This is a genomic window from Verrucomicrobiia bacterium (genome assembly GCA_019634635.1).
Classification (GTDB): Bacteria; Verrucomicrobiota; Verrucomicrobiia; order Limisphaerales; family UBA9464; genus UBA9464.
On record JAHCBB010000001.1, the window covers coordinates 71041 to 89290 of the forward strand.

The 18250-nt window shown below is 66.5% G+C and carries 11 protein-coding genes and 1 tRNA gene; 7 read left to right on the forward strand and 5 right to left on the reverse strand.

The window, feature by feature from the left end; translation table 11 throughout:
• The first annotated feature begins 152 nt into the window (after positions 1-152).
• From KF791_00335 to KF791_00360, 6 genes are all read left to right on the forward strand, one after another.
• Positions 153-2675 (forward strand): DUF1553 domain-containing protein, encoded by a 2523-nt coding sequence (locus KF791_00335; protein ID MBX3731019.1) that lies wholly within the window; start codon positions 153-155, stop codon positions 2673-2675.
• 59 nt (positions 2676-2734) lie between these two features.
• Positions 2735-2824, forward strand: a tRNA-Ser gene (locus tag KF791_00340).
• Positions 2825-2890: 66 nt separating this feature from the next.
• Entirely contained in the window at positions 2891-3280 is a 390-nt protein-coding gene (locus KF791_00345) for an RbsD/FucU family protein (protein ID MBX3731020.1), read from the forward strand.
• 68 nt (positions 3281-3348) lie between these two features.
• Positions 3349-4119: a hypothetical protein gene (locus KF791_00350; GenBank protein MBX3731021.1), complete on the forward strand. Its 771-nt coding sequence runs from the start codon at positions 3349-3351 to the stop codon at positions 4117-4119.
• Positions 4120-4260: 141 nt separating this feature from the next.
• Complete coding sequence (locus KF791_00355; protein ID MBX3731022.1) at positions 4261-6048, forward strand: ABC transporter ATP-binding protein; 1788 nt, start codon at positions 4261-4263, stop codon at positions 6046-6048.
• Positions 6049-6079: 31 nt separating this feature from the next.
• Positions 6080-7066 carry a phospholipase gene (locus tag KF791_00360; GenBank protein ID MBX3731023.1) on the forward strand — a complete coding sequence of 329 codons (987 nt, stop codon included), beginning with the start codon at positions 6080-6082 and terminating at the stop codon, positions 7064-7066.
• A gap of 21 nt (positions 7067-7087) precedes the next feature.
• On the opposite strand, the gene KF791_00365 is transcribed toward KF791_00360, so the two are convergent.
• The 5 genes from KF791_00365 to KF791_00385 all read right to left on the reverse strand — a co-directional run bounded on the left by KF791_00365 (position 7088) and on the right by KF791_00385 (position 16868).
• Entirely contained in the window at positions 7088-8023 is a 936-nt protein-coding gene (locus KF791_00365) for an SCO family protein (protein MBX3731024.1), read from the reverse strand.
• A 28-nt stretch (positions 8024-8051) separates the two neighbouring features.
• Positions 8052-9803 carry a hypothetical protein gene (locus tag KF791_00370; GenBank protein ID MBX3731025.1) on the reverse strand — a complete coding sequence of 584 codons (1752 nt, stop codon included), beginning with the start codon at positions 9801-9803 and terminating at the stop codon, positions 8052-8054.
• A gap of 256 nt (positions 9804-10059) precedes the next feature.
• Positions 10060-11409 carry a hypothetical protein gene (locus KF791_00375; protein MBX3731026.1) on the reverse strand — a complete coding sequence of 450 codons (1350 nt, stop codon included), beginning with the start codon at positions 11407-11409 and terminating at the stop codon, positions 10060-10062.
• Between the two features lie 173 nt (positions 11410-11582).
• On the reverse strand, positions 11583-15536 hold the full coding sequence (locus tag KF791_00380; GenBank protein ID MBX3731027.1) for a PQQ-dependent sugar dehydrogenase: 3954 nt from the start codon (positions 15534-15536) through the stop codon (positions 11583-11585).
• 540 nt (positions 15537-16076) lie between these two features.
• Positions 16077-16868: a TlyA family RNA methyltransferase gene (locus KF791_00385; protein ID MBX3731028.1), complete on the reverse strand. Its 792-nt coding sequence runs from the start codon at positions 16866-16868 to the stop codon at positions 16077-16079.
• A gap of 206 nt (positions 16869-17074) precedes the next feature.
• On the opposite strand from KF791_00385, the gene KF791_00390 reads away from it, so the two are divergent.
• The gene (locus KF791_00390) at positions 17075-18226 is read left to right on the forward strand and encodes an SAM-dependent methyltransferase (GenBank protein MBX3731029.1); all 1152 of its coding nucleotides are present in this window, start codon (positions 17075-17077) and stop codon (positions 18224-18226) included.
• Positions 18227-18250 lie beyond the last annotated feature (24 nt).

Here is an 18250-nt window from a genome sequence, read left to right on the forward strand (position 1 = left end):
GGTGCCCCCCCACCGGAGGGAACGGTGAAATGAAGCTTCCTGGGAGAACTCTCCGGCAGGTGCTGCGACGGAATCTACACAAACTCCTGTCCTGGTGCCCGGCTTCGGGGCTTGCCGGGTTTCGCGGGTGGAGCCGCGTTGCCGGTGGCTTGATGAGCTGGATTTTGACCGGCTCGCTTTTGGGTGCGGAGGCCTTGCGGATTGAGTTTCGTCCGGGTGCCACCGAGGTGGTGCTCGACTCGGCCGACGCCCATCAGCAGGTTGTGGCCACCGGGACAGGGGACCTTGATGTGACCCGTGCAGTGGCGTGGTCGGTGGAACCATCCGGGGTGGCCCGGGTGGATGGTTCGGGGCGTGTCACGCCGGTCGCCGACGGGGCGGCCGCGATCGTGGCCCGAATGCCGGACGGCATGGAGGCCCGGATTCCGGTTGTGGTGGCGGCTGCGAATCGTTCGCCAACGATTCATTTCGCAAACCAGATCGTCCCGATCTTCACCAAGTACGGCTGCAATGGTGGCGGCTGCCACGGAAAGGCGGCGGGCCAGAACGGGTTCCGCCTTTCGCTCCTCGGCTTTGAGCCAGAGGAGGACTATGACCACCTGGTCCGCGAGGCGCGTGGACGCCGGCTGTTCCCCGCGGCGCCGGAGCGGAGCCTGCTGCTCACCAAGGGCACGGCCCAACTGCCGCATGGCGGCGGCCGCCGACTCGAACCGGGCTCCGACGATTACCGCCTGCTGGTCCGTTGGATCGGGCAAGGCATGCCGCCCGGCGCCGTTGACGCACCGTCCGTCGCGCGACTCGAGGTGTATCCCGCCGAGCGGATCCTGCCGCTGGACGGGCAGCAGCAGTTGGTGGTGACGGCGCATTACGCGGATGGCTCGACGGCGGATGTGACCCGCAGTGCGCTTTACGAGGCGAACGACAAGGACATGGCGGCCACCGACGCGTTGGGCCGCGTGAAGGTCTTCAATCAGCCTGGCGTGGTGGCGGTGATGGTCCGCTACCAGGGCAAGGTGGCCGTGTTCCGCGCCACGGTGCCCCTGGGGGTGCCGGTGGCGACGCTGCCGCCGGCGCGCACCTTTGTGGACGACCTGGTGTTTGCGGAGCTTCGAAAAGTCGGTTTACCGGCCAGCGATGCGGCTGACGACGCCACCTTCCTCCGGCGTGTGACGCTCGACATCGCCGGGCGCCTGCCCACCGAGTCGGAGCTGGAGGCGTTCCTGGAGGATTCCCGCCGGCGACGCGGGGCGATGCTCTCCCCCGCATCCGATCGGCCGGCCCCCGGGCCCACGGAAGCGACTGCGGCGGCCCGCGAAGCGGTCATTGAGCGCCTGCTGGCGGGCGGGGACTACGCCGATTACTTCGCCAACAAATGGTCCGCGCTTCTGCGCAACCGGCGGGCGGATCCCCGGCAGGCGCGCGGGACGCTGGCCTTTCACGGCTGGATCCGGGACTCTCTGCTGCACAACAAACCCTACGACCGGTTCGTGCGCGAGATCGTGTCCGCGTCGGGCGACATGAACCAGAACCCCCCGGTCGCCTGGTTTCGCCAGGTGCGGACCCCGCAGGGTCAGTTGGAGGACGCCGCCCAGTTGTTTCTGGGTCAGCGCCTGCAATGCGCGCAGTGTCACCACCATCCGTATGAGCGCTGGAGCCAGGCGGACTACTGGAGCTTCGGGGCCTTCTTCTCACGGGTGGCTTATCGCCCGGGGATGCGACCCGGCGAGGAGACCCTGGTTCATCGCCGCGGCGAACCGAAAACCACCAACACGAAGAGCGGCCAGCCGGTCTCACCCACGGGTCTGGGGGAGTCCATTGCCGGCCTCTCGCCGGATGAGGATCCGCGCCACCTTCTGGCGGACTGGATGACCGGCCCCACCAACCGCTTTTTTGCAAGAGCTCTGGTGAACCGGTATTGGAAGCATTTCTTTGGGCGTGGCCTGGTGGACCCCGAGGACGACCTCCGCGACACGAATCCGGCGACCCATCCGGAGCTGTTGGATGCGCTGGCCGCCCATTTTGTCGCGGGCGGCTACGATCTGAAGGATCTGGTGCGCACACTGACCCGGTCCGCGGCCTACCAGCTCAGCGCCGTGCCCAACGCCCACAACATACGCGACCGGCATTTCTTTTCCCGGTTCTATCCGCGCCGTCTCCCTGCCGAGGTGCTCTACGACTCCCTGAACCGCCTGGTGGGTGCGGAGGCGCGATTTGAGGGACTGCCGCCGGGCACGCGGGCCGTCTGCCTGCCGGACAACAGTTTCAACGCCGGCAGTTATTTCCTGACCGTGTTTGGGCGTCCGGACAGCGCGAGCGCCTGCGAATGCGAGCGGAGCATGGAGGCCTCCCTGAGCCAGAGCTTGCATTTGATCAACGCGAAGGACCTTCAGGAGCGTTTGGCCGGCGTTGGCGGGCGGGCGGCGATGCTCGCGCGGCAGGATCCCGCCGGCGACCCCGGCTCGGTGCAGGCCCTGTACCGGCTGGCCTACGCCCGGGATCCGCATTCGGAGGAATTGAAGATCGCCCTGGACCACCTCGCGAAACGGACGCCCCCGCCCGCGACCGACGCGACCTCCGAGGAGGCGGAAGCCGCCCGGCTCCAGGCGCGTCGCGAGGCGTATGAGGACACCCTCTGGGCGCTCCTGAACACCAAGGAATTTCTTTTCAACCACTGAAGGCGGGAACGTGGGGCTTGCCTCCGGGCATTTCGATTGGTTCATTGTGCCGACCGGCGGGAAGGGTGGCTGAGTGGTTAAAGGCACCTGACTCGAAATCAGGAGATGGGGCAACCCATCCGGGGGTTCGAATCCCTCCCCTTCCGCCACTTTGGTTTCCGTGTCGCACGCTGCGCCGGCTTGACCTTCCAGGTTTCCGCGCCTGTGATCGCCGTGTGATCCGGTCCGGCCTGCTCAATCCCCACGTGCTGGCGCTGCTGGCACGGGTGCGTCATACCAACACCGTGGTGATCGCGGATTCGATGTTTCCATCGTGGACCGGACTTCCCGAGGTGGACCTCTCGCTGGTTCAGGGCGTTCCTACCGTGCCGCAGGTGCTCGACGCCCTGCTGTCCCAGTGGAAATGTGGTGCCGCTTGGATGGCCTCCGAGTTTGTGGACCGGGGCGATGCCGCCACACTTCGCGAGATCCGCGAAACGCTGGGTTTTGTCCCCCTGGGTTTGATCCCCCACGCGGCCCTCAAGGAACGGGTGCCCCGGGCAGTCGGGTTGATCCGGACCGGTGAAGCCCGAATTTACACCAACATGATCCTGGAATCGGCATGAACCTGAATCCCGGCCTGCGTTGAGCGACCCGCCGTCCTGTCGCTCCCGGGTTGCAATCGACACCCCCCATGAACACCTCATTCCTGAAAATTTCCCTGCTGGTCGTGGCCCTCGCCGGGGTCGTTGCCGTCGCCGTCCTTCAATACCGGACATCCTCGCGTCTGCGGGACGCGCAGCGGGAATTGGAGGCTCAACTCGCGGCGGTGGCCGGGGAGCGTGATTCCCTGCGTCGCGCGGCGGACGAGCACGCGGCGGAACAATCTCGATTGCAGCAGCCCTCGGCCGAGTTGTTGCGTTTGCGTGGCGAAGTGGCCCGGCTCCACCAGCAACTGGCCGGGGCTTCCCGCGCCGCCACCCGGGTGCCGGTGGTGGCGGCGCCCCCTGAGGCGGAGGCCCCTCCCGAAGATTCGGCCCGCGAGGAGACCAAGCGCTTCGGGATCCGGCGGCTCCAGGAAATGAAGCTGTTGCTGGTGGGGGCCCTGCAGGTTGCCGCCGCCAACGGGGATCAGTTCCCCGGGACGCCCGAGGCCGCCGCCGCGGGGTTGCGACAGGGGGACGTGGCCCCGGAGTTTGCAGAGGGCCTGGCGTCGCTCAACCCGGGGGAATTCGAGATCACGTTCTCCGGGTCCCTCCGCGATGTCGGGAATTCAGCCATGGCCATAGTCATGCGGGAGCGCGCTGCATGGCAGACCTTCGATGGCCGTTGGGCCCGCACCTACGGGTTTGCGGATGGTCACAGCGAGATCACGGCGAACGACACCGGGGACTTCAGCGAGTGGGAGGCGCTCCGGCAGCCCCTGCAGGCTCCCGACCCGGCACCCGTTCCCGAAGACAACTGACCCGGAGGCGGGAAGGTGGCGGTCTTGACAGCGGCGGTGTCGGAAAGGCCCGATGACGCCGTGGAAGCGCCACAAACCGACTCGAATCCCCGGCCGCATTCCGGCGGGTCTCCCGGGGTGTCCGGGGCGGCCGGCAAGCCCATGGCGGCATTCGTCACCGGCCTTCTGCGCCCCTACCGGGGCTCGCTGGCGGTGGTGCTGGGGGCGATGCTGATCGAGACGGTGATGGGGTTGGCGGCGCCGTGGCCGTTGAAGCTGGTTCTGGACAACGCTGTGGGCGGGCATCCGCTGCCCGGCTGGCTCCACTGGCTGGAGGCCTTTGCCATCGGGCAGTCTCCGATGGGCATTGCCGCTTTCGCGGCGGTGCTGACGCTCGGGATCGCGGTCGTAGGCGGGGTGGCCGGGTATGTGGACAATTACTATACGGAGAGCGTCGGTCAGTGGGTCGCCAATGATCTGCGGCTCCGCGTGTACCACCATCTGCACCGGCTTTCGTTGAAGTTTTTCGACAACCACCAGACCGGGGTGCTGATGAGCACCCTGACCGACGACGTGCTCACCCTGCAAAACTTCGCCTCGTCGGCCACCCTGGGAATCCTCGTGGACCTGCTGACGATCGTGGGGATGCTGGGATTGATGTTCTGGCTCGACTGGGATTTCACCCTGATCGCGCTGGGCATCACCCCGTTCCTGCTCCTGTTTGTGGCCCGGTTCAAGAAGGCGGTGAAGAAGGCCACCCACGAGGTCCGCCACCGGCAGAGTGACATGCTGGCCGTGGTCCAGCAGGGGCTGGAATCCGTGCGCTCCGTGAAGGCCTTCGGGCGCCAGCCGCTGGAGGAGTCGCGCCTGGCCTCCGCAAGTCAGGCCACGGTCGAGGCCGCCCTGAAAGCCCGCCGGGTCAAATCACTCCTGTCGCCGATCGTCGCGTTCACAGTTGCCGCCTGCACGGCCATCGTTCTCTGGCGCGGCGCCCACCTCATCGTGACGGGCGCCATGACCATCGGATCTCTGACGGTGTTCCTGGCGTATCTGAACAAGTTCTTCAAACCGGTGCAGGACCTCGCCAAGATGACCAACACCATCGCCGCCGCCTCCGTCGGACTGGAACGGGTCCGGGCCATCCTCGACACCGACGACATCGTCCCCGAGCGGCCGGACGCGCGGGATCCGGCAGCCCTGCGCGGCCTCGTGGAATTCGAGGACGTCCATTTCGCTTACAACGACGAGGCTGCGGTCCTCAAAGGGGTGAGCTTCGCCATCCAGCCGGGACAGCGGATCGGCATCTGCGGTCCGACCGGAGGCGGGAAATCCACCGTCGTCAGCCTGATTCCCCGGTTCTACGACCCCACCCGGGGCCGCATTCTCTTGGATGGTGTGGATCTCCGCGAGTTTCGGATTGACGGACTTCGCGCGCAGATCGGGTTTGTCCTTCAGGATACCGTGCTGTTTCGCGGCACCATCCGGGACAACATCGCCTACGGACGCCCGGAGGCGACGCAGCCCGAGATCGAGGAGGCGGCGCGGCTCGCCAACGCCGAGGAGTTCATCGCGCGTGCCCCTCATGGGTACGACACAATGGTCGGGGAACGCGGGCTGACGCTGTCCGGCGGCCAGCGTCAGCGGATCGGAATTGCCCGGGCGCTCGTGCGCAATGCGCCCCTGTTGATCCTGGACGAGCCGACCGCGGCCCTGGACACCGAGTCGGAGCAACTGGTGATGGAGGCGCTGGAACGGCTGATGGAGGGCCGAACGGTGATCACGATCGCGCACCGGCTCAGCACCATCCGGGATGCGGACCGCATCGTGGTGTTGAAGGAGGGCGTGGTCGCGGAATCAGGGACCCATCCGGAGTTGCTGGCCCGCAATGGGGTCTATGCCGACCTGCACCGGATCCAGGCGGGCGGCGTCGTGGCCGCGGACGGTCATTGACCGGGCCCCCCGGATTCGCAAGCTCTCCGCGATGCCTGCCCGCTCGCTGCTGGTCCTGCCCGACGATTCGCCTGGTGGAATCCTGGAGGCGATCGCCGATGCCTCCCGCACGCTGTGCGTCAAAATGTTCGTCTTTTCAGATCCGGATCTGCTGAAGGCGGTGATTGCGGCCAAGCGGCGCGGGGTGAACGTGCGGGTGATGCTCAACCCGGCGCGCCGGGATGGCGAGGATGACAACGCGGAGTGCCGCAAGGCGCTGCATGCCGCCGGTGTGGAGGTGAAGGACAGCAATCCGGATTTCGGATTGACCCACGAAAAATCCATGGTTGTGGACGACACCGTGGCCTTCGTGAAGTCCCTCAATTGGGCGACCAAGAACCTCACGGAGACCCGCGATTACGCCGTGTCCACAGAGCATCCGAAGGAGGTCCGGGAGGTGCTCGAGTGTTTCGAGGCTGACTGGAACCGCGAGTCCTTTGCCCCGGGGAGCCATCCGCACCTGATCTGGTGCCCCATCAATGGCCGCGACCGGATCGCCGAATTCATCGACCGGGCGAACCACCGGCTCTTCATTCAAAACGAGCGCTATCAGGATCCCATCATCATCGAGCGCCTGGTGCGCGCGGCCACCCGCGGCGTGAAGGTCCACGTCATGGCCCGGCCGCCCCATGCGCTGAAAAGGGAAAAGCTGCTCGAAGGCGTGGGCGGCTTGCGCATCCTGGACGACGTCGGGATCAGGGTGCACAAGCTCAAGCACCTCAAGCTGCACGGGAAGATGCTTCTTGCCGACGGACTCCGGGCGGTGATCGGGTCCATCAACCTGGCTCCGGGCAGCTTTGACGATCGCCGCGAGCTGGCGATCGAGATTCACGACGACGATGTGGTGGAGCGTCTGCACAAGGTGTCCCATCACGACTGGGAACACTCCCATCCGCTCGACCTGACTGACGAGGGACTTCTGGCCGATCTCGCAGACCGTGAGGGAGCAGGACGACTCGCACTGAAGCCGGGGAAATGACCCGGCCGGGGCCGTCGTGGGTCAGGGCTCCGGAGTGGCGGCGGCCTTCAAGGAGGCCGCGAGCTCCGCAGGGGTCCATTCATTGCCCACCAGGGTTTCCCGGAGCCGGCCGTCGGGATTGATGACCAACGTGCGCAGGTTGTGGTTCATGTTGGCCACGTCCACGTCGCGTCCGAAGTACAACCCGGAGCTGATCGCGAACGGCTCAATCTGGTCCAGCGCCCCGGTGGCCAGGATCCAGTGCTCAGGGTTCGCGTTCCAGCGCGCGCCGTAAGCCCTCATCGTTTCGGGTGTGTCGTATTCCGGGTCGAAGGTAAGCGAGATCAGCCGCCAGTTGGCTGGACCGTCGGCACCGGCGCTCATCAGGCGCTGCACCTGTGCGAAGTGGCCCGACATCCGCGGACAGAACAGGGGATACGGACAGCGGGTGAAGATGAACGTCACGGCCACCGCCTGTCCGCGCAGCGACTCCAGATCGAACCGCTGTCCAAACTGGTTGGTGAACGCGTAGTTGGGAATGGCGTCGCCCGGTTCGAGTTCGGGCACATTGGGCAGGACGCGGAATCCGGGCGGGGCCTGGGCGGCTTCGGGGGCGTCCGGCGGGGCGTTGCTGATCACCTCGATCTGGTCAATCCAACCGTCGTTGGCCGTGACCCGCATCCGGAACCGGATGCCGTCGCCGGGGCGGACGCCATCCAGCTCCGCCACGTCCAGCACCGCCAGGGGCATGGTCATGGCCATCATGTAGCCCGGGATTTCCTCGTGCCGGACCACCACGGTCCTTTCCTCAGGTTTCAGGGAGCGGACCACCCCGCGAACGGTGTAGTTGGTGATCGGGCCGTCCGCAGCGACGTCCGGAGTCGCCTGGGGCGACGGCCGGCAGCCCACGACAGCGAGCAGCATCGCGGCACTGACAGCCGGAAGCAGCGTCGCCGGGTTCCACAAGGGCGGGGGCATGCCGGGGAGACTTGATGCCGCCGGCCGGTCAGCCGACCAGAGCCGGTTGCGCCATCGGCAGGGGCAGGAGTCCTTGATTGTCCCAGACGTAGCGGCCGAGCCGCTTCGGCGGACGCTCGCGCTTTTCGGTCCGGACCGGCCGCGTCACCGGAGCGGCCGGGGTGGGCTCCGGACGGGGCATCGGCTTGCGGGCCGTCTCAAGCACACCATTGGCAAACTCGATCACGTGGCCCTGGTGAATCAGCCAGTGCAGGTCGCCCAGGACGGTTTGGAGCGCGGGATCTGCGGCCACCGGGGCCGGAATGTTTTCCTCGGCGTTGGACGCAGCGGCATCGCGGGTCGTCGTTGCTTCGGGGGAGGCCGGCGACGGCGGTGTCTCCGGTACAACGGTCGCAATCCCTTCGGCAACGGGGACATCTGCCGGAGCTGCCGCCGGGGCGGTTCCTTCGTCCGGGATCGGAGAAACGGCCGGGGTCACGGGTGCCACCGGGACGAGGGCCTCCACCAGATGCTTGCGGGTGCACTTCGGATGCTCGTTGATGAATTCGATGATCCGGCGGATCCCCGGCTGGACCGCGGTTGTCTCCAGGTCCAGATAATGCGGCCGGGCGACGGCGACGTGCACCACCGTCCGGTCCCGCTTGAAGAACTGGAGTCCGGCCTGGGCAAACGCCCCGCTCAGGGCGGTCATGGTCCGGATGGGAAAGCGGCGCTCGCGGTCGAGGGTGACTCTGAGCACGCGGAGGAGCGGTTCGGGAAGGCGCGGTGCGTTGGGTTCCCGTCGAAGCACCCACGAGGTGACCTCCTTCACCAGCGCGGCGGCGTGGGTCTCCAAGAAGTGCGCCTCCACTTCGGCCATGGAGAGCAGTGTCTTCGGTTCGGGCACGTTCAACGCGGTGAATTCCAACCGGTGGCTCTGATCCTCCAGCCACTGCTTTACAGCCGCCTCGTCCTTGACGATGCGTACGCGGCTCTTGAAGGCCTCGAAGGGCATTCGCGGGGCCCGTTGCGAATGCAACTTCCGCAACTTGTCCTGATACCCGTGGTAATTCGGAGGTCCCAGCACCTGGTCGTCAAACACCGCCACCAGGGTCCAGACACCCTTTGGGGGGTCGCAGGGCTGCTTGTTCGTCTGGTAGAAGGTGTCGAAGTGCGCTTGGAGCGCGTGCCGGTGCGCATCGGCTTCGCTCAGCCAGAGGCTGTCGTCGAGCGAGCAGACATACAGGGCCTGGATGGGTTTGCCCTCGTTGGAACGCTGCACCCGGAAGGTCACTTCGTAGCGGTCCGGCTTCTGAACCACCAATCCCGCCACCTCCGCAAGCGGATAGGCGCGTCCGCTCAACTTGATCTGGCGCGCGAGCGATGTGACCCCGGCTGGATCGGGCCGCAGGTCCACGTCCACCGGCACCAGCGGTTCCGGCGGGGCCTCCCGCCGGTCGTCGCGTCGCGGTCCCCGACCGCCGCGACCCGGGCCCTGTGTCGGATCCCATCGCAGTCCCGGCGCACCCCCGGCGTCCCGTGGACCCCCGGGGCCCGGACCTGAACGCGGACCGCGCTGCCCGAAGGAACCAGGACCGGAACCGGGACCGGGACGGCGCCCGGGACCGTCTCGTCGGGGCCCCCGATCAAAGCCGCGATCGCCGTCGCGTCGTCGTCCCCGACCGGCGTCGTCATGGCCCTCGTACTTGGCATATTTTGAGGTGTCGGTGGCGGGCTGCTGGGCCCATGCCGGCAGAAAGGCCTTTTCGAGGTCGAGGGAGAGGTCGAGGGGTTCGCTCATGGAAGGAAGGGCGTCGCGGACAGGGCGAGGCTTGAATTCTGCAAAGGCCTTTGACGATGCGGAGCTCCTGGCGGAATTGCAAGCGCATGTCCGCAGCAAGTCGGGTGCTCCGAACCCGACCCGGAATTGGCATGGACTAGGATCCGATTGCCAAGCGCCCCTTTTCGATCCCCGGGGCCCGGGAATCAATGCTCCCTCCCCGGGTGAAGGGTCGGCATTGCATCCGTGACTGTTTTTGGCTTCTGAGGGCTGCGGTTCAATTCGTGGAAGCCTCAATGCGGAAAAACTCCCGGATCTGGCCGGGGGTGACCGTGAAGCCGTTGTTGAGCTCGGCCCCGGTGAACGTCTGCGGGTTTCCCCAAGTGGAGAGGTTGCCCGAGGATTTCAGCGTGAAGTTTGCGGAGGGGACGGCGCCGTGGGTCTGGAGGATCAGGTTCCCATTGGTGCCGGGGGAAAGGGTGACTGCGGGCAGGCTGCCGCTGGAAGAACCGTCCACGGGCGGCCATGCGGGAAAGGCGGCGGATGCGGGAATCCCCACGCCCTCGGAGGTGCCATCGGCGGCGTTGACGATGACAAGGTTGCTCTGGAGGAGGTTGCCTTGGGGAATCGGTTGGCCGTCGGAGAACAACAGCGGGGCAATCCCGACGATCAGCCGTGTGCCATCCGGCGACCAGGAAAGTCCGGTTGGGTACAGGCCTTGGGGGAAATTCCGGACGGTGCGGGTCTGGTGGGAGTTGAGATTGCGCACCAACAGCACGGGCTGCTGGAAAAACCGCTGCGGCGGGACCGTGCCGGCAAGGCCCTGCGGTGCCCGGAAGTAGGCGACTTCGGTGCCGTTGGGCGCGAAGGCCGGCAGGAGGTCATTCTCCCAAAGCGTGAAGAACACGCCCTGATTGAACCCGGAAGTGGACTGTGGAAAGGAAATCTGGGTGAAGGCATTCCGGCCAATGGCGTCCTCGATCGGACTCACGAGGTGGATGGCGGTGACCTGCCCGGGACCCGTCGGGGAGTCCCGACGCAGCGGTGTGACGAGGACGTTGCCCTGTCCGGACCAGTCAAGACCGGCCATCTCCGTGTAGTCACCCGTGCGGATCTGGCCGATGACGGTCAGCGCGACCGGGAAGCCATCGGTGACGCGGTGAATCTCCAAGAGGGGGCTGGTGCTGAGGCCTTGGGGATTGGCGATCGTCTGTCGAACCGAAGAAACGGCGAGCAGGCTGCCGTCGGGGGAGAACGCCTTGAAGAGAGGGAGTGTCGTCGTCGAACTACCGGTAATCGGGTCGGTGGCATCGCTTTTTTCGACGAGCAGTCGGGGGCTATTGTCCGCGAGGTCTATGATGTAGACGTTCTGGCTGATCTTGTTCGGGCGATTCGGGTCGCCCGAGGTGACGGCCGCGAAGCGCCCGCTTTTGGAGATTGCTGGAAGGGCCTGCTCCGGAAGACCGACGGGGATCTGGGTGTCGGTCCCGACGCCGAGTCGGAAGAGCTGCGCGACCGGCCCCGCAGGCGAGTCCGTGTAGCGTGTGTAGTAGATCGGGGTCTGCGTCGCAGCGGTGTCGGCCAGCAGGATCTCCGTCGCGAAAAGCAGGGTGAGGAGGAGTTTCATTTCTGGCGTGGAAGGATGGCATTTGCGTCGGGTTCGCGCCCGAAGGAACTGTTCCAATGGGCGCGAGTGCAAGCCCGTCTTCGACGGTACATTTTCCCGGCCGGTTCCCGAATCGTTGACACGGGGCGAGCCGATGACCCCGGACAGCCAAGCACGACGCCTTTGGGCCGCGGCTACGGCTCCGAGGCGCCGGCGCCGGTGACGAGGCGAAAGAACATCAGGTTCCGGTCGGCGGAACGGAGAAACTCGACACGGCCTCCGGAAGCGGTCCGCTCCTCGACCGATTGCCAATCGCCGGGCCGTTCGCCGGCATCCAGCCGCACCCGCAGACCATCCGGAACGGCGGCACGAATCAGGAATCCCGCCGGTGTGCCTTCGACGGCCGCGATCTCCAGCCAAACCTCTGGCGGCGCGATGACCTGGATCTCGACAAGGGTTTCCGCCGTCTGGCCCGAATGGTCGCGGACGCGCACCCGGATGCGATGGAGACCCGGTTGACGGGGTATCCATTCCAACTGGAAGGGCGTGTCGGTCGTCTCGCCCAGCTTCAGGTCGTTGACATGGAATTCGACCGCATCGAGGTCGCCATTGGCGTCCAAGGCCTCCGCGACAAGAGTGACGGGCGCGTCCTGGGCGAGCATCTGTCCCGCGACCGGCGACCGCAGGATGACCGTCGGTGGCGCGGATGGAGGCAGGGGCGGTCGCAGCGCCCTGGCGGAAAGCGGCTCCTCCGGCTGGCTGCGGCTTGACCATCGGACCCGGGCCACGGCGCCGCCGCCGTTTTCGTAGTACTCCATCCGGATGGCCACGGGCTGGCCCGCCGTCAGGGCGATCGTGCCCCGGTGCGTCGTGGGCGGCTGGTCCATCCACTGGTTGATGACGAGCCGACCGCCGACGCGCAGCCGGAACCCGTCGTCCACAGTGGCAATGAACGTATGGAGTTCCGAGTATGCCGGCGTCAGGAAGCCGCTCCAGCGCACTGAAAAGGTGTCCGGGTCAATCCCGGCCATGGGCGATCCATCGCCCCAGTCGAAATCCACCTGGGGATCCAGCCGCACGAGGCTTGGGCCGGTCAGATTCATGGTGTTGAAGTATTCCCCAAGGAGCCCGCCGGAGGAGTTGTCCAGCACGGAGACGGTCGTGGAGGGCGTGCTGGCGGAGATGCCCGCGGAATCCGTTGCGAGGGCCCGGATCTCGTGATTCCCGCCGCTGGCGGGCCGCCAGCTCAGCTGATAGGGCGGCGAACTCACTTCGCCGAGCCTGGCATCCCCGTCATAAAACTCGACCCGCGCGATGGAACCGTTGGTGGTGCGCGCGTGCGCGGTGAGGATGATCCTGGAGCCGGAGGGAAAGATGCCGCCGTGCTCGGGGAATGCGAGCGTGACCTCGGGCAGGCCGGTCAATCCGGTGATCCACGCGGCGAGCGTCTCGACGGCCTCGCGATCCACAAGATTCTTCGCGAGCGGGGGCATCCGGTACGTCTCGGTCGCCGTGGCCAAGCGGCGGTGCATCACGGACCGGGCGAGGTCCCGGGGGAGCACGACCCGGGAGCCGCTCACCCCGAGGGTGTCCACCACCGGGCCGCCGAGGATTCCCGACGCGCCGAGCGGGGTTTCAATCCGCGCGTCCCATTGGGACTGGCCGGCGGGCCCGCCGGGGCGGTGGCAATGCGAGCAGTTCGAATCGAGATACGATCGGACGCGCCGCTCCAGTGGCGACCCGTCATCCGTGAGGGGCACCAGGGCGGGCATGCCGGGAATGGACGATTCCGTCAGGGCCGGATCGAAGTAGCCGGCATGATTCCAGGCGCGAAGCTGGTTGTCCCGAACCCCGGATTCCAGAAAGAGGTGCTCCCGATTGCTCTGGCGCGTGGACACCCCGAGCACGCCGCCGGAGGCCACAGTGTGGCAACGCAGGCAGTCGTCACGCCCCGGAAAGAACCAGGGCTGGGTGTAACGCTCCCGGAAATCGAAGCGTGCCGTCGCCCGTGCGCCGGACGTGGTGTGGGCGGTCAGGGCGAGGCCGAAGTAGACCGTATCCGGAAGCGTCAGGGTCTTGGTGGCGATGGGACGCCAATCCCGCCCATCGTCGCTGCTGTAGGCGGTCCATACGTTGCCGGCCCGCTTCAGGCGCAGCCAGGAGTCCGGGTAACGCACCCGCGGATTGGGCCGTGGAGGGTAGATTGCCGCGGCCTGTCCACCCGGCGTGTCGCGAAACTGAAACTCATACCCGCCGTCGTTGTTGTTCCTTGAGGCGTTGCTCGGGAAGACCAGGGCCATCAGGTGCCGCGCGTTCGGATTCAGTGAGTCGCGCACCATCAAGCCGGCCTTGGTGTGCAAATCGGTGGGAGTGACCGAGTGGATCCGGACACGGACATCGAAGTCCCCCTCGCGCGTCTGATGGGCGAATCGGAACTGGTCGGTGGCACCCCAAATGTCGGCGCCTCCCGCCGTGAGTTCCCAGACATCGCCAGGGCGCATCGTGGATCCAGCCACCGGTCCCCCGATGTCCTGGCTGGTCAGGTCGCCCATCTGCTGGGCACCGGTGATGGGGATCTCCTCGGTGAGACCGCCATGCACGATCTCGGCGTCGGACTGGTCGGGACGCCACCGGTAGCTGGCCCCGTACACATGCCCATTGGTGTCACGGACGAGGAGGCGCGTTTCCAGCCGGCGTCGAATCGCCGGATTGGTTTCGTGGACGGGCAGGTCGAAGTGCTTCACCCAGACGGCGCCGGCCGGAAAGGTCCATTCGCCGTGGGGCGCGAAGCCGATCCGTGTGCCGTCGGGAATGCCCATCCAGCGCTCCTTGCTGGCACCGTCCGACCAGAGTGGGGACGCCGGTTCATAGTGCACCAATCCGGGGGACGGTGTGAGCGTGGCCAGATCCGTGAAGGCGCCGGTGGCCGAGAGGAGGTTCGGCAGTTGGCGGGGGGCCGGTCCGCCCCGACGCAGCTTGAAGATGCGTCCAGCGGTACTGCTCAACTGGCACATGTAAATTTCGTTCTCATGATCGTGGCCGAATCCCGACAGTCCCACGTAGTCGTTGCCCGCGTTTGGCCCGGGACCGCGCGGCATCGAGCAGAGAAGCACCTTGCGAACCGGGCTGGTGGTTTCGTCGAGCACCCAGATCACGTTCGCAATGTTGTCGCCGAATACATATCGGCCGCCCAGCTCTGCTGCGAATTCCTGTCCGCGATACACGTAGCCGCCGATGATGGCCGCGCCGTCACTGCGGGGATAGTCCAGGGCGGGACGGTGGTTGACGCCGATAAAGGGCGGATTGAGATCGCCGCCGAGTCCCTCGATGCGATCCCACTGAAAGTTCAATCCGAACGGGTCGGTGGGCTCGATGATGTTGAGCTCCTCCCTGGAACTGCCGCCGACGTCACCGATGAAGATGCGTCCGGTGGGCGGATCCAGGGTCATCCGGTGCGGACTCCGGAGGCCGACGGCGAAGAACTCCTCCAGCACGCCGGGAAGCCCGACGAACGGGTTGTCGTTCGGAATGAAGTAGTGGGAGGTCACGCTTCCCGAAGGCTGGGGCTGCCTCGGGATGGGATGGCTGATGTCCCCGCCACGCTGGTCCACGTCAATCCGGAGCACCCCGGAATGGAGGCTGCGGTTGATGCGCTGGGCGTTGGCCCCGATGGCATCATCGCCGTTGGTCAAATAGAGGAAGCCATCCTGCGGATGGAAGAACATGCCGCCTCCGTTGTGCCACACGGTTTCGGCGCGCTGATCCATCAGGATCTGGACGCTTCCAGGAATGGCCACACCCGAGGCGTCGAGCGTGTAGCGCTCCAGGCGGTCGCGGTTGGGCGTCGCGGTGGGCGGGCGTGCGGTGGCGCTGCCCCGGACGGTTCCGGGAGCCACCCAGGTGTAGTAGACGAACAGAAATCGGTTGGTTTCGAAACCGGGGTGGTAGGCAATGCCCATCAGCCCGGAATCATCCCATCCCTGGCATTGTCGGGAAATGTCGAGCACCAGGGTTTTGGATGCCGTTTGGGAATCGTTGGGGAACTGGTAGATGCGTCCCTCCCGCTCGTACACCGCCAGATTGGACGTTCCCGGCACCGGCAACAGTCCCATCGGATTCAGGAAGGTCAGGTTGGGAAACGCCGGCACCGCTGTCCAATTGCCGGAGAGGGTTGGCGCCGACTCCGGCATACGCCCGGAGAGGAAGGCTGGGAACGAGGGGCGTTCGATCAGGCCTCGGGGGGCGTCGGCTCCCAAAGTGATGCTGACGAGCAGGCATGCGATGCCCGCTGAGGACGAGCTGCCAAAATGGATCACCTCTCATTCTTGACCGCGGACCATTTCAAACCGTGGGTTGCCGCGTGACGAATGGGAAACATCTGGAGGGGGGGACGACGATCCGTAGAGCCAAGAATGCCGATTTCAAAGCGGTAGAGGTGGGGGACCGCCGGTGACAGGGAGGGTGAATCGCACGAGGCGCTCCCGGACTGGCGCCCAACCTCGCCCGGAACATCGCGGCGACCGTTCGGCTCGACCGATTGCTCAGGCATCACTTCCGAGCTTTCTCGCGGCGAATCATCTCTTGTCGCCGGATCCAGAGAGGGACGCCTGCTACGACCATGACGCAAATGGGGCGCTTCAGTTCTGGTTGACGAACCCAATGTGCCGTGACGCCGAACGCCACGCAGGTCATGCAGCGACCCGGCCCGGGTGTCCGGAGTCCTCGGGGTGGCTGAGGTGCGCCGTCAGCAGGGCCAGGAACTCGCGGTTGCCGGCAGGGCCCAGGAGAGGGGAAGGGGTGACGGCGTCCCACCGGAGGTTTGGGAGTTCGCGGGCGACGAAGCTTTCGAGTTCGGCGAGCACGCGGGCGTGAACTGCGGGATCTGTGATCACGCCAGCTCCCCGGTCGGCCTCGTCCCTCCCGGCCTCGAACTGGGGTTTTACCAGGGCGACCACGCTTCCGGCGGGACGCAACAGCCGGGCGACCGGGGGCAGGACGTGTCGCAGCGATATGAACGAGCAGTCCATCACGGCGAGATCAAATTCCCGGAGGTTCGGCGGCAGATGGTCCACGGTCAGGTGGCGCGCATTGACCCGTTCCAGAACCACGACCCGCGGGTCCTGCCGCAGCTTCCAGGCGAGCTGTCCCTGGCCGACATCCACGGCGACGACACGGTCCGCTCCATGCTGCAACAGGCAGTCGGTGAATCCCCCCGTGCTGGCTCCGACGTCCAGCGCATGAAGCCCCGTCGGGTCCAGTGCGAACTCGCGGAGCGCGTGTTCCAGCTTGTGTCCGCCCCGGCTCACGTAACGTTCGCCGGTGACGACCTCCAAGACGTCGGAGTCCCGGACCCGGTCCCCGGGCTTTCCGGCGCGCCGCCCGTTGACGCGCACCTGTCCGGCCATGACGGACCGCTGGGCGCGGCCCCGGCTCTCGCACAGGCCACGCTCCACCAATGCCTGGTCCAGACGCGTCACCACGGGCTATGGGAGCGGAAATCCCGGTCAAAGTCGCCCTGCCATTGTTTCGTTACGGCCCGCCGGGGACTCCACCAAGCACCTGGGATGCACCCGGTGCCGCGATGAAAAGGGCGCTTCCGACTTGAGCGGGATCGGCGGTTCTTGATGCTCGCGTCCTGGACGCGCAGCGAATATCGAAGGATCGGGGGGCGCTTCGAGATCGCCTCGTGGAGGAGATCGCCACGGCGGGCGGTGTTCTGCCATTTGCCCGGTTCATGGAAGTGGCGCTGTATGCCCCGGAACTGGGATACTATGAGCGGCGGACTTCCCCGGGACGTTCCGGCGATTTTTACACGAGTGTGAGCGTCGGGCCGCTGTTTGGAGAGTTGCTCGCGTATCAATGCTCGTGCTGGTTCGACCAGCTCCTGGCTGCGAACGGGGACAAGGTTGGGGAGCGGAATGGGCCGCTGGACCTGGTGGAGGCGGGCGCCCATGACGGCCGGCTTGCGGCAGATGTCCTGCAGTGGTTTGAACGGTGGCGTCCGGACCTGGCCTCCCGGCTGCGCCTGTGGCTTGTCGAGCCATCGGCCACGCGTCGCGCCCGGCAGGCCGGAACCCTCGGCAAATGGGTCTCCCGGGCGGACTGGGTGTCCCGACCCGCGGAGTTGACCGCCCGGACCGGAGGTGGGATTCGCGGCGTTTTCTACTCCAATGAACTGCTCGATGCCTTCCCGGTCCATCGCTTGGTGTGGCGCCGTCCGCCCGGCCGTTGGGAGGAATCGGGGGTGGGCTGGGCGGCCGGACGGTTTGTCTGGCGGCCGCTGCCGGATGCGCTCGAAACGGCAGGGGCCGCGGATCGGCGGCGTCTGGATGGCCTGCCGGCTTCCCTGCGGGAGGTTCTTCCCGACGGGCAGGTGCTGGACGTGTCGCCGTCGGCCGCGGCGTGGTGGCAGGAGGCGGCCGGGTCCCTTCGCCACGGGGTGTTGATGACCTTCGACTACGGATTCGACGAGGAAGTGCCGGTGCGGCCCGGGGCTTCGTCGGGATCGCTGCGTGCGTATGCGCAACATCGCGTGCTGGGGGACGTGCTGGCGGATCCCGGTGGGCAGGATCTAACGGCGGATGTGGACGTTGCGGCGGTCGCGCGCGCCGGCGAGGCGGCGGGGTTGTCCACAGAGTGGCGCGGCACCCAGCGGGCGTGGTTGACGGCGCTCCTGGGCCGGACGCTTCCGGTGGCGGGCACCGGGTTCCCGGAATGGGATCGGGGCCGGGTGCGGCAGTTTCAAACCCTCACCCATCCCGAGCATCTGGGCCGGCGCTTTCGCGTCCTCGTCCAGAGGCGTCCGCCGGCGGTTTCCGGAAATGCGGCTTGCCCTTGAGGGCGGTTTTCCGGCAATTGGGGT

What these genes read in the sequence shown, in the direction of transcription:
- KF791_00360 (MBX3731023.1), top strand. Translation starts at nt 6,080, where the DNA reads ATGCCTGCCCGCTCGCTGCTGGTCCTGCCCGACGATTCGCCTGGTGGA.
- KF791_00370 (MBX3731025.1), bottom strand. Translation starts at nt 9,803, where the DNA reads ATGAGCGAACCCCTCGACCTCTCCCTCGACCTCGAAAAGGCCTTTCTG.
- KF791_00365 (MBX3731024.1), bottom strand. Translation starts at nt 8,023, where the DNA reads ATGCCCCCGCCCTTGTGGAACCCGGCGACGCTGCTTCCGGCTGTCAGT.
- KF791_00355 (MBX3731022.1), top strand. Translation starts at nt 4,261, where the DNA reads ATGGCGGCATTCGTCACCGGCCTTCTGCGCCCCTACCGGGGCTCGCTG.
- KF791_00375 (MBX3731026.1), bottom strand. Translation starts at nt 11,409, where the DNA reads ATGAAACTCCTCCTCACCCTGCTTTTCGCGACGGAGATCCTGCTGGCC.
- KF791_00335 (MBX3731019.1), top strand. Translation starts at nt 153, where the DNA reads ATGAGCTGGATTTTGACCGGCTCGCTTTTGGGTGCGGAGGCCTTGCGG.
- KF791_00350 (MBX3731021.1), top strand. Translation starts at nt 3,349, where the DNA reads ATGAACACCTCATTCCTGAAAATTTCCCTGCTGGTCGTGGCCCTCGCC.